This is a genomic window from Terriglobia bacterium, from assembly GCA_020072645.1.
GTDB lineage: Bacteria > Acidobacteriota > Terriglobia > Terriglobales > Acidobacteriaceae > Angelobacter.
Window position 1 is genome coordinate 1 of record JAIQGK010000027.1, and the last position, 13,934, is coordinate 13,934.

The window sequence follows — 13,934 nt, forward strand, 5'->3', positions numbered from 1 at the left end:
ACGCATATAATTATACGGTAGCCACGCTTCTTCCAGGCCTACAAGTTGTGAATGTTTCTTTCAGCGGTCCCATGATTGGGGCACTAAAGTCGTGCATTCTTATGAATGTCCATTCGGGCCTCCAGATTTGAGTTGACTGCTCATCACAATCAGCTTCTCTGGTTTTGCTCGAATGGACAACCTCTTGAAATGTCACAGTTAGCCGCTATTGATGGCGCGCAACGTCAGGTGCGTCCTTTGATAGATGTGCTCGGCCTATTCGATCTCATTCACATATCACATTTGCCATGTGCGTTGAGAAGAAAGCCATGAACTTTTTTTCTAAGTAAAAATATCTTGTTAAAAAAGAGGTTTTCTCCTTGAACTCCCACAAGGATGAGTGTTACAAAACAATCAACTTTTCCAGAGTTCCTGCTTTCTGTTAGTGAAGTGTCTGCCCGGTCACTTCATGGAGAAGGATATTCCCCCAAATTTTATTTGACTTGGTTTTGTGGAAAGGACTTTCTCCATGATGCAATCCCATGCTCCGGCTGCAACGCGCAAAGCTGCTGGCTATTTTCATCGCAATGGTATTCTCTCGCAGTTGATGAGTGTGCTTCTGGCCTGGACGATGGTCATGAGTTCACTGCCGGTCTATGCGACGGACCAGCCTCGCGCAGAATGGGTGCATTCGTTAGATGACAACTCCATCACCAAGCCAATAACGGACCCGACGCAGCCTCGACCAAACCCGGCAATGACTACCCGCTCGGCAATAGCAAAAGCCGTTACATTGCCGCGCCATGCCACCAATCCAATGGTTGCGGCCCTTCATCCTCCCGCTCTTCCCGGCAACCTTGGCGGCCAGGGCTCTGATTTTTTCTTGAACGCGTTTAGCGGTGGGCTGTTTGCTCTGCCCTTGCAGGCGCAGGATTCTCCGTTGGAAGTTTCAGTAGGCTTTGCCGATAACAGCTCGCCTTCCGCCAATTTTCCCGAGCCCTGGAACGAGGCTAATCCGCTGGTGAATTTTGTCGGCAGCGGAACCGTATATCACGCAGGTGCGATCCGTCTCGACAATCCGGGCAGCTCGCCGGCCACGGTGGATAGCGTAAAGGTTGATCTTGGCCGGCCGGGTCCGGTGTTCCAGCTCTGGCAGAACGTTGTGGTTCCCGCTGGCGGTTCGACGATCCTGACGCAGACGCAGGATGGAAACTTTAATACCAGCGCGTCATCGATCGTGGGCTGCGGCCTGCCGTTGGCGCCAGATGAAACCCGCATTCCCAAGATCACGATCACGGTTGCTGGAACCAGCACCGATTATCCTGACACGGCGCACGTACTTGATACCGGTGGCTTCGATTCAAGCTGCCGCGGAAACCAATCCTTGCAGTGGCGGTCCATTGGGACGGCAGGTCCGGAAAATCCAGCCGGTTCGATTCAATTGATCAGTGATGGCGCGCCGCATGCAGTGGGAACCCAGGACACACTCACGGTCCAGGTAGAAGATGCGGGCAATCTGCCGCTGGCGAACGCGCCCGTTACGTTGAGCGTACTGAACGGCCCGAATGCGGGCAAAACATTTAGCGGAACCACCGACGCAAGCGGCAGCGCCAGCATTGCTTATAGCGGCACATTGCAAGGCACAGACCTGATTACGGCTGCAGTCAAAAACGCCAGCAATGGAGTAATGCAATCACAGCAGGCATCCACTACCTGGGCCTCAGCCGATGTTTGTGTTGCGCCCGCTGCTCCCAACGCGGCTGCCAGCCGGCTGATCTATGTGGGACAGAACAGCATTGCCTTCGGCGGCATTCTGCGCCTTGCCGCCCTGCTGACGGATGGAACAGGCAATCCGCTCAGCGGGCGCCAACTTTCGTTTGTATTTGCTGGACAGACCCTGCTTGCGAACACGGATGTCAACGGCACAGCCACGGTGAGTGCATCGGGGCTTCCAGCAGGAGCTTCGGCGGTATCGATCAGCTACAGCGGCGACGCAAATTTTCAGGCTGCACAATTAAGCACCACGGTCAATGTTGTTCCCGCAGCCACGCTGCTGCGCTATACCGGAGCAAGTCTGATCACGGCATTGGGTCAGCAGACTGTCTCCGCGGTGCTGACTGATGGACTGGGACAGAAAGCGGTGGCAGGGCGGACCGTCACCTTCACCATCAACGGCGTCAGCGCATCCGCGGTCACGAACGCAAACGGCGCTGCCTCGGCCATCTTGAATTTTGCCACGGCGCTGCCAACCGGAGCGGGCCAATTACAGATCAACTTTGCCGGCGATGCCAGCTATCAACCCAGCAGCCGTGCCGTTCCCATACAGATTTATCAGCCCATGCCATTTGTAATCTGGGGAGGCAACAGCGGAGGGCTGCGAATCGGCCAGCGAGTGAACTTCTGGGGCTCGCAATGGGAGAGCCAGGTCATCAACGGCTTATATTTCGGCGCTAATCCGTCGTTCAAAGGCTGGTCTGGATCAGTGGCCTCGTTCACCTCGTGTGAAGCCAATGCCTCGCTCGCCACGCTCGACATGGCATGCTGGCAAGTCAAGCCCGGCCAAAGCTTTCCTCCGGACCAGGTACTGCCTTCTTACATTGAGGTGGTGGTTTCCACGGTGATCGACAAATCCGGGGACACGGTTTTCGGGAACATAGCTTGCGGGGCCGTTCTTCAGGTGGACCACACTCCGCCCTACGGAGCGGTACCGGGACAGGATGGCTATGGCACGGTCGCAGCCGTCAATGGCGACTGCGCAGGAATTTTCCCCCGACCGGCAGTTCTTGCCGCGTCTCAGCAGCAGAAGAGCCTTGTGCTGCCAGCCGAAAATATTTCGGTCAACTACAGCATTGCCAATCAGGGCACGACTGACGCGACGGGTGTAGTCCTGAATGAGAACTTTGACCAGGTCACGCCAGCCACCGGCAATGCCAACCTGGGTACGATTGCTGCCGGCCTCAATGCCAGCGGCAATTTCCCTGTTGCCATTCCCGCCATCAGCCCACGTCAGGGCACGGAAAGCAGCGTGGATTATTCATCGCGACTGGCGGCCCAGGATGGACGGCTCTTTACTTCCGAAGGCGAGATCAGTTTCAGTGATCCTTTCAGCCAGCTGTATACGCCTCTCGATATCTCGTCATTCAGCCAGTTGACGCTGCCGCGTTTGACCGTCGGCGTGTCCGGCCCTACGTGTATCGCACCCAGCAGCACGCTTCCGTATCAGGTCACGGTGGAAAACGTGGGCAGCAACACCGCAACCCACATTGCAGCCACACTAACACTTCCCGACTCCACCACAGCCACACCGCTGGTGGCGGACTTGACCGCTGGAACCAGGTTTGTAGGGACGGTGAACTGGCACGCGCCGGGAATCGCCGCCAAGTCACCGACAGAAACCACAGACTCATATCTGGCACGGCTGCATGCAAATGATGGAACTACTCTGCCCGCGGCAGTGCTCAGTGCCTTGTGGCAGGATGCCTTGTCCGGCGCATACGGCCCGGTGGAGCAGCCCTTTGTCACGTTGACGCAACGCATTCCAGTCGTCTCGACCACGGTTCCCGCCACGCAGGCGCTGCTGCCCAACCAGAAAACGCAACTCAGTTTTGGCGTTTCCAATACAGGCACGGGCAATGCAGTTCAGGTCACGTTGCGCATCCAGCGGCAGGACGGGACCTTTATTAACGTTCCGAATTTCAGCTTGCCGGGTGGACAAAGCGCGACACCCACTGCCAACTATCAGGCGCCCGCACTTACGCCCAAGGGAGTGGCAGAATCGGACGCCGACTACATCAGCCGTCTGCAAGCACTGAACAACAGCTCCCTGAACCTGAATACGATCCTGAGCTGGACCGATCCCGCACAAAATGTCTACGGGCCGACTGACAATCCGTTCTCTTTAACCGAGCAGTTGCCGATCCTGAGCATCACGCTCTCCGCTCCGGCAGAGATAACTTCCGGCCAAACCATCACCTATACCGCGACGCTCACGAACGTCGGTTCAGCGCCAGCCTCATCGGTCAACGCGACAATTACTCTTCCGAACGGGACGCAGCAGACGCTTAACTTTGGCAGCGGCCCGATTCCGCCGGCCGGAAGCGTTACTGCCACAGCGAGCTATCCAGTTCCCCTGCGCCAGGCAAGCGGTCCGGTGAGCGCACAGGCTGTGGTGACATGGCATGACGCTGCGGCAAACAGTTATGGTCCGCTGAGTTCATCCGCCACCACAAATGTGAAGCAGGCGAACCAGCCGCCGGTAGTAGATGCGGGGCCGAATCAAACTGTGCCTTTCCCCAATGCCTATCCGCTGCAGGGACACGTGACTGATGACGGCTTGCCGAATGCGACGCTGATCTCGACATGGACTCAGATCAGCGGTCCTGCACTAGCAACGTTTTCCGATCCGCACTCGCCCACCTCGACGGCGTTGCTGACGGCCATTGGAACTTATGTATTCCGCCTCACCGGGGATGATTCCCAGTTGCAGGCCAGCGCTGATGTTGCCATCACCACAACTTCCGCGAATCTGCCCCCGCTGGTGAAAGTTGGTCCCGACCAGACCGTTACTCTCCCGGTGGACACGGTTTCCCTTACCGGCAGCGCTTCGGATGATGGACTGCCTGCCGGCAGCATATTGACATTCCTGTGGAGTAAAGTCGCGGGACCAGGCACAGTCACATTCGGCAACGCCACTTCGGCAAGTACCACCGCCACATTCGGAGCCAGCGGAACCTATCTTCTGCGACTCACCGCATCAGATTCCCAGTTAACGGGAAGCGCGCAGATGCGGGTGACCGTTCTTCCCTTCAATGATCCTCCGGTAGTTAACGCGGGTCCGGACCAGACAATTATCTGGCCGGCCAATACGGTCACGCTGGCCGGCATCGCCACAGATGATGGAATGCCTGCGGGCAGCGTTTTGAAGACCAACTGGGCCTTCGTTTCAGGTCCCACCGCAGTTCTTTTCGGCGATCCCACGGCGCTGAATACGACCGTGCGGTTCAATTCTCCCGGCACTTACATTTTGCGGCTGACCGCGGATGACTCACAATTCCGCAGCAGCGATGATGTCACGATCACCGTTCGCAGCCTGATCGATGGTCCTCCCCACATCATCAGCTCGCCGATCACGCAGTTCATCACCGATCCTTCTGCTACGCCTCTGCCGACCTATACCTACGTTGTGGTGGCCACGGATCCGGAAAATGATCCGCTGGATTACATGCTGACCGCCGCTCCCGCCGGCATGTCGATTGACAGCGTGACCGGCGCCATCACCTGGACGCCGACGCAAAACGACCTGGGACCGCACACTGTTTCAGTAAAAGTGCGTGAGGCTTCAGGACAATTTGATACGCAATCTTACGTATTGAATGTGGTCACGCAATCCAGCATCAGTCCTCTTGGTACGCTGGTGCTTTCGCCCGCCAGCGCGGGGCCGGTGGTGGTTGGAACTGCACAGCAGCTTCAGGCATTCTTTACTGACGGCAACAATGCTCCAGTTGCGAATGCGGTGATTACGTTCACCGTAACAGGACCTAACGCTACAACCGGCACTGCAACTACAGACAGCACCGGCAAAGCGAAATTCGTCTATTCCGGGGCCGCTTCAGGCGTGGATTCCATAGTCGCCAGTGTTTCGGCGGGTTCCACGATTCTCAACTCCAACACCAGCACCATTAACTGGGTAGTTCCTGCACAGCCGATTTCAACCACAACCATCAACGGGCGAATCTTTGCTTCGAACGGTTCCGGCCCATTCAATACGCCTCCCACGGCGACGCCCGCATTTGTCCAGAACTTCCCCACAATCAATTTCAATCCGCCCACCGGTACGGTCCCAGGCATGCCAGGTTCTATCGGCGTGAACACGCGGCCGTTTACTGATGTAACTACCGATCTGAATGGAAACTTTACCGGCAGCATCATTGCGCAAGGGAATGGACTGCAGGCGGGCGTTGGTGCGCTGTTCAATTTCCAGGCTGTATTCACCGGCAGCTACACGGTTGCCGCAGCCGGAGATGTGACCTTCAACTTCTTCAGCGATGACGGCTTCATTTTCGGCGTGAACAATGGCGCGACGCGCGTCAGTGGCAGCCTGTTCAACCCGCCGCCTTCCGGCCTTACGCCGTTCCAGGGCTATCCGGTGATGGGGGCTTTCAACACCGCTACCGCGCCTGTGGCAAATAGCATTACCGTCCATTTCCCCGGCCCCGGCACGTACCAGTATGAAATCGACTACTCGGAGTGCTGTGCAGGAGAACTGGCGGTCACTATGACTTCCAGCCTGAGTGGGAACCACGGTGTCCCATCCAGCGGGACCGTTACTCTTACTCCGGGCACCAATGTTTCAAAGAACATTGGAGGGACCGCAACATTCTCCGCACTGCTAACGGATGCGTCCGGGGCAATCATTCCTAACGTTCCGGTGCTGTTCAACGTGGCCGGGGCCAACACGATCCAGTTCCAGGGTGTAAGCGATAGCACGGGCCGAGCGACGTTCAGTTACCAGAGCTTCAGGACGGGAACGGACATCGTTCAGGCGAACGCGCAAATCACCGGCATGACCGCGGTTTCAAACCAGACGCTGGTCACCTGGAACAGCGCGGCCAACACCGCTCCTGTGGTGAATGCAGGAACCAATCAGACCATCACGTTGCCGACCAATTCGGCAACTTTGAGCGGCACGGCCACGGACGATGGCCTGCCCAATGGCACTTTGACTACCACGTGGACGCAAGTCAGCGGTCCGGTGCAGGCTGCAATTGCCAATCCCAACCAGCTCGCGACTGTGGTCAGTTTCACTCAACCTGGAAGCTATGTCTTCAAGCTGAGTGCGTCGGATTCCGTACTGACCACTTCCGCCAATGTCACCATCACGGTCAATCAACAAAATCTGGCGCCGTCCATCAGCATCAGCGTGGATAGCACTGTAATTACGCAACCCGCAAACTCTGTCCATGTAACAGGAACCGTTACTGATGACGGGTTCCCCACTGGTTCAACCCTCTCCATTCAGTGGACCGAGGTAAGCGGGCCGGCCGCGGCAACATTCAGCAATCCCAACAGCCCAAATACCAGCATCACCTTGCCCGCAGCGGGAACGTATGTTCTGAAGCTGAGCGCTTCCGATTCGCAGCTTACTTCGTCTGTGAATGTCACAATCACGGTTAATCCGCCTGCGCCCAACCAGGCGCCCACGGTAAACATCGTCGCCAGCCAGACGCTCATTACTTTGCCGAGCAACGTTGTCACATTGTCGGGCAAGATTTCAGATGACGGCTTGCCTCTCGGCGCTCCCATCACCACTGCATGGTCGCAGGTCAGCGGGCCGCTGCCTGTTACTTTCAGTTCTCCGGCGAGCGGCAGCACGCAGATAGGATTCCCCGCTGCGGGAACCTATGTATTGCAACTGGCGGCTTCCGATTCAGAATTGACCGGCTCCGCCACCATTTCGATCACCGTCAATTCTGTCGGCACCAATCAGGCTCCCACGGTGGCGATCATTGCTGACCATACGTCCATAACGCTGCCTACAAATACAGTCACGTTGAACGGCGTAATTAATGACGATGGGCTGCCGAATGGAACCATTGCTACCCAATGGTCGCAGATCAGCGGCCCAGCAGCCGTCAACATCGCCCAGGTCACATCCACTTCAGTAAAAGTTGCATTCCCGGCGGCGGGCGTGTACGTGATTAAGCTCACCGCCAATGACGGACAACTCTCCAGTGAAGCCACAATCACAATCACGGTGACGACTTCCGGAGGGAACCAGCCTCCAACCGTTAGCGCTGGCCCAAGCCAGTCTATCCAGCTGCCTCAGAATACCCTCACGCTAAACGGATATGCCGCAGACGATGGCCTGCCCACCGGCAGCACGCTGCTGGTGAGTTGGAGTGAGATCAGCGGTCCTGCCAGTGTCTCCTTTAGCAATCCGAGCTCCGTGGTTACGCAAGCGACGTTCAGCGTTGCCGGCGTGTATGTCTTGCAACTAAGCGCTAGTGATTCCCAACTGCAAACAACGGCACAAGTGACCGTCACCGTCGCCAATGCCTTTGTCCCGCCGCCAACGCCTCCGTCTGTGAGCTTCACTGGGTTTACTGATGGCCAGGAAATCACCAAGCCCACGCCGATCATCGGCTCTGTGACCACCGGCTCATGGAAGCTTGAGTACTCATTGCTTGACGGCGCCGGAAATCCAACTACATTTACTATCTTTGCGTCCGGCGTCGCTCCTGTGAGCAATGCCACGCTTGGAACTTTCGATCCTACTGTGCTTCTGAACGGCCAATATGTCGTCCGGTTCAGCTCGACAGACAATGCAGGACAGACCTCTTCCACCAGCAGCACAGTGGATGTGAGCCGCAATACGAAAGTCGGCAATTTCACTCTCTCCTTTAACGATCTCAGCGTACCCCTGCCTGGACTGCCAATTACCGTCACTCGGACCTATGATTCGCGCGACAAACGGGTTGGCGACTTTGGCGTGGGCTGGACGCTGAGCGTGGCAAACGTTCGAGTGCAGAAAACTGGCGGAGCCATTGGCACCGGATGGGATGAGGAAGTGCAATGGAGCGGCTTCTTCCCCACCTATTGCCTGCAACCGGTCAAGAACCATACGGTAAGCGTCACGTTCCCTGACGGAAAAGTTTATAAATTCCAGGCCGTCAGCACGCCGCAATGCCAGCAGTTTGTTCCCATTGACGTTCCCCAGATTGGCTTTACCCAGGTTTCCACAGGCTCGGCAACAGCGGGAGCCACGCTCACGCCGATCGGCGATACCGATCTCTTGCTCGACGCCGGAATTCCCGGCCCTGTAAACCTCATCAACGCCGAGGTCGAGTTTGCCGATTTCACCCAGTTCCAGCTAAAGACGGCGGAGGGCTTCACTTACATTCTGGACCAGAAACTCGGCGCCACCTCGGTCACTGATCCTAACGGAAATACGCTTACCATCAATGCATCGGGCGTTGCCAGCTCCACTGGAGCTAGTGTGGCTTTCACTCGCGACACTCTTGGAAGAATCACACAGATTACCGACCCTGCAGGCAACGCCGTCCACTATGCTTATAGCGGAGCTGGTGACCTTGCCAGCTTTACGGATGCGGTTGGGAATGTCACTACCTACGGCTATGACCCCACGCATTTGTTAACCGACATTACAGATCCACGCGGCATCCAGGCTATTCGAAACACCTACGATGATGCTGGACGTTTAATCTCGACTGTTGATGCGAATGGCAACACGACTACGTTCACGCATGATGTTGCTGCAAATCATGAAACCATAACAGACCGCCTGGGCAATGCCACGCTTTATGAATATGACGACGACGGTAACGTGGTCCGCAAGACGGATGCACTTGGCAACGTTACGGCAGCGACATTCGATGCGAATGACAATCAATTAACGAGAACGGATGCGCTCGGCAAAACGACCAGCTTTACTTATGATGCATCCGGAAACCCAATCACCGTCACCGACCCGCTTGGCCACATCACTCGTATCACCTACAACTCTCGCAAGCAGCCCATAACGATCACGGATCCGATGGGCCGCACCACCACCAACACATACGATGCCAAGGGAAATTTGCTTTCGACCCAGGATCCGCTGGGCAACACCACGACATATACCAACGATGCCCAGGGTTCACCGCTCTCCGTTAAAGATCCCCTGGGAAATATCACCAGCTTTGTTTACAACGCCGGCCGGGTTGTGCAGCAGACTGATGCTCTTGGCACTGCAAGCAGTTTCACTTATGACAACAACGGCAACAAACTAAGCCAGACAGTAACTCGCACTAAGTCTGACGGCACCTGGGAAACGCTTCTTACACGTTATGAGTATGACGGCGCTAATCGCCTGCTCAATACCACAAGGCCAGACGGCTCCATCTTACAGACCGCCTACAACGCAATCGGCCAGCAGAGTGACGCGATTGATGGCTTAGGCCATAAGACGCATTTTGACTATGACAACAATGGTCGATTAGTCAAAACAACGTATCCTGACGGAACCACCGAAACGAACACCTATGACGCCAATGGCAATCGCCTGACGTCAACGGATAAAGAAAATCGAGTCACGTCCTACAGTTACGATGTTCTCAATCGTCTCATCACGACGACCTATCCGGACGGTGCGACAGCGCAAACGGTCTATGACGCTGTGGGAAGAACAATCAGGACTATTGATGCGGCAGGAAATGCGACCCAGAAATCCTACGATGACGCTGGCCGCTATATTTCCACCACAGACGCCCTGGGCCATTTGACCAAGTTCGGGTACGATGCCGCCGACAATCAAACTTCGATAACGGACGCGTTGAATCACACCACGCAGTTCGTCTATGACGCCGCCAATCGGCGAGTTCAAATCGTCCATCCCGATCTGACCGCGGACTCGGTCGGCTATGACGCAGCCGGCCGGCAAATATCAAAGACTGACCAAGCAGGAAAGATCACACGTTATGGTTACGATGCGCTAGGCCGGCTTGTCTCGGTCACGGACTCCCTGGGACAAGTAACACAGTACTCTTATGACGAACTGGGTCACCGGCTCACGCAGACGGATGCGAATAACCATACCACTGCATTTGTCTATGATCAGCTGGGCCGCAGGATTAGCCGCACACTGCCGATGGGCATGAGCGAGTCTTACTCCTATGATGCAGCCGGCAACCTGATTTCCAGGAAAGACTTTAACGGTCACACCACTACCTACACGTATGACAGTCTGAACCGCTTAACGCAAAAGATTGCGGATGTCTTCTTCTCTACCGCCGCTTGCGCGGGAGGGGCATGCGGCTCCACTCAGGTGAGTTTTACTTACAGTCCCACAGGCCGGCGGCTTTCGATGAGCGACGGCTCCGGTACTACCAACTACACGTATGACAGCCGTGACCGCCTGCTGACCAAGGCGACGCCATTCGGCACGTTGTCTTATACCTACGATGCTGCGGGGAATACTGCATCTTTGAAGTCTTCGAATGCCGGCGGGGCTTCAATGACCTACACCTTTGATGCTCTCAACCGTCTGGCTTCAGTGGCGGATACTTCCGGCACAACGACGTACAGTTACGATGATGTCGGCAACCTTCAGAGCTATGTCTACCCCAACGGAGTATTCGCAAATCACACATACGACGCTCTGAACCGCTTGACACGGCTGCAGAGCAATTGCACGATTTCTAACGCTGCATGCCCAACTCCAGGCACACCTCTTGCCAGCTACGCCTATGTTTTGGGTGCAGCGGGCAACCGGCTGTCCGTGGCTGAGTTGAGCGGACGAACCGTCAACTACGCTTATGATGATTTATACCGGCTTACTTCCGAAGCGATCGCGGGAGATTCCCACCAGAATGGCGTCATCAGCTACACCTATGACCTTGTCGGCAACCGGACACAACGCAATTCCACCGTGCCCGCGGTTCCGGCCACAGGTCTGCTGGATTACGACGCTAATGACCGGATTTCCACCGACCCATACGATAGCAACGGCAACCTGCTGAATGCCGGTGCCGGATCGAATGTATATGACTTTGAAAATCATCTGGTCCAGTCCGGTGGCGTACATCTGGTTTACGACGGAGACGGCAATCGCGTAAGCGAGACCGTGGCCGGCATCGCCACTCAATACTTGGTGGCCGACCAGAACCTTACCGGCTACGCGCAGGTGCTGGATGAGATCCAGAATGGCATTGTTGTAAGAACGTATTCGTATGGCTTGGTACTGATCAATGAGCGCCAAGCTATCAACGGCACTCCTACAACCAGCTTCTACGGCTACGACGGCCATGGCTCGGTGCGCTTCTTGACCGGTTCCGATGGCGCGATCACAGACACATACGACTACGATGCCTTTGGCAATCTCATTTCTTCGATTGGCTCTACACCCAACGTTTATCTGTTCGCCGGGCAGCAGTTCGATCCGGCGCTTGGGATCTATTACAATCGCGCCCGCTATTATGACGAGAGAAGCGGGCGATTCTGGAGCATGGACACGGATGAAGGTATTTCCGCGGAACCGATCTCCCTTCACAAATACCTCTACGCGAGCATGGATCCCGTTAACCGGGTGGATCCTAGTGGGAAGTTTGATCTGGTAGAGTTTGCTGTTGCAGGAGCGATCATTGGAGCTCTTGCAGGCGGCGGGCTTTACTCGCTTTTGCATAAGGGCGCATTCAGCCTGCAAAAGTTCATTTTCTGGACATTAACCGGAGCAGCAATCGGCGCTGTTGTAGGCGTGGCCGTATATCAACTGGGACCGGTTTCACTCCGCTGGCTGGGAGCATCGCCAGGCCTGGTGGCGACTTGGCAGCAAGCAGAGGAATTTATTGAGGATACGCTCCAGATAGCTAAGAATACGACCACCTACATAATGAACGGCGCTGCCCGGATTCCGGACTTTATTGATGAGGCGAGGGCGTTCATGGCAGACGCAAAGTTTGTAGCCAATTTAAGCTACACGGCTCAGCTAAGAGATTATGTCGCCTATGCTTTGCAGAATGGCTATCGGTTCTACATATTCTGCCGTACAGACACGAACGTTTCACAGCCGCTGATCGATGCTGTTGAGAGCACTGGAGGGCAAATTGTCCGGTTGTTGGTTAAATAAAATCATTTCCGCTGGAGTTCAATGAGCTACGACATTTCATTGTTTAGCCGCGTTCCCGGCGCTTTTGTGGAAAAAACCGAGCTTACAAAGCACCTTGTTCAACTCGGGTGGCGTCCTGACCGCGAAAACCATTTCCTGATCCAGGCAACGGATGATGTCAGCGCGGACATGGATCTGGCGTGGCTGGAAAATGGTATTTTCGGCGAACCCGGGAATCAGGTGAACTGTTTACAAGTGCATATTCCCTATGCACTTCTCAAAAGCTCACAAGCTGAAACGCTGAAACGGTGCCAGGAAATTGCTAAGGCGCTGGATTGGCGGATTTACGACGAACAAGAAGGAGCATATCTGAGATAATTTCATGGCTGTTGATCACCCTATCTATCCCCACGGGGAAGGGGGTTCAAAAACCAATAGGGGCATTGTGAAGAAGTGAATAAGAATGCTGTGCAAAAGAATATATGGGCTGGTTTAGCCCCGTTCCTCAACGAAGCTGGATTTAGGATCCTCGGAAATACCGCGCGCCGTTTTTTTCCGCTCTGGATCGATGTGATCGGGCTCCAATGGTTTGGCGGCGCTCTGGCGAAGCGCCTGGAGTGCACGCCGAATTCCTTCAGTGTGAGACTCGGATGCTATTTTCGCTTCATCCCTTCGATGGCATCGCTGGAAATGATGAACGGCGAACCTCTTCCTGAGGAAGCGCACTGCCATATCCGGAAGACTCTTTTCCGAGCTTTTGTTCAACCCGGGTGCAATCGAAAAGACATATGGTTTGTTGACACGGTAGGTAGTCACCTAGAGGAAATAACTTCTCAGTTGCAGGTCGGACTATCACAAGAGGCGCTTCCTTGGTTTCAGCGTTTTTCGGATTTGCGTGAAGTTTTGCGGATCCTGCGTGAGGATTCAGAGGACGAAGCCAAGGCATTTGGTTTTGGGAGAATCCAGTCACCCGTGCGCAATTTACTTACAGGATTCGTTGCGCTGCAAGTCGGCGATAAGAAACTGGCGGCAACTGACCTGCAAAAAGCGCTTGAAGCAGGTTGTTTTGGGACTTTGGCGCCTAAGATCGAATCGGCTATTGAACTTGCACGATAATCTAGAATCAGGGCTGGATGAGGTTTGAACCAGCCTCACGGCTATCTTAGTTCTTAAAATATCTTCGTCGAAAACGAATTGTTCCCGTATGGGAAGAGTCCCGAGGATGCTGAGGAAAAGGCGTAACGGAGCTTCCCCTCGTGCAATTGATTGAGGCCCAGGAAGAGCGATGCATGTGAGTTTGTACAATGGTGGGGCCGGCACTTCTGCCGGTGTTTGAAGCTCGATTTCTAGCCCT

The 13,934-nt window shown here is 55.3% G+C and carries 3 protein-coding genes; all 3 read left to right on the forward strand.

All coding sequences use genetic code 11. From position 1 onward, the window contains the following. Positions 1 to 508: 508 nt before the first annotated feature. The 3 genes from LAO76_26225 (at position 509) to LAO76_26235 (ending at position 13,696) form a co-directional block, all read left to right on the forward strand. Positions 509 to 12,601 (forward strand): Ig-like domain-containing protein, encoded by a 12,093-nt coding sequence (locus LAO76_26225; GenBank protein ID MBZ5494436.1) that lies wholly within the window; start codon positions 509 to 511, stop codon positions 12,599 to 12,601. 21 nt (positions 12,602 to 12,622) lie between these two features. Then, on the forward strand, positions 12,623 to 12,958 hold the full coding sequence (locus LAO76_26230; protein ID MBZ5494437.1) for a hypothetical protein: 336 nt from the start codon (positions 12,623 to 12,625) through the stop codon (positions 12,956 to 12,958). Positions 12,959 to 13,033: 75 nt separating this feature from the next. After that, complete coding sequence (locus LAO76_26235; GenBank protein MBZ5494438.1) at positions 13,034 to 13,696, forward strand: DUF4304 domain-containing protein; 663 nt, start codon at positions 13,034 to 13,036, stop codon at positions 13,694 to 13,696. The last annotated feature ends 238 nt before the right edge of the window (positions 13,697 to 13,934 follow it).

Coding starts and splice junctions, on each gene's coding strand:
- LAO76_26225 (MBZ5494436.1), top strand. CDS start 509: ATGATGCAATCCCATGCTCCGGCTGCAACGCGCAAAGCTGCTGGCTAT.
- LAO76_26230 (MBZ5494437.1), top strand. CDS start 12,623: ATGAGCTACGACATTTCATTGTTTAGCCGCGTTCCCGGCGCTTTTGTG.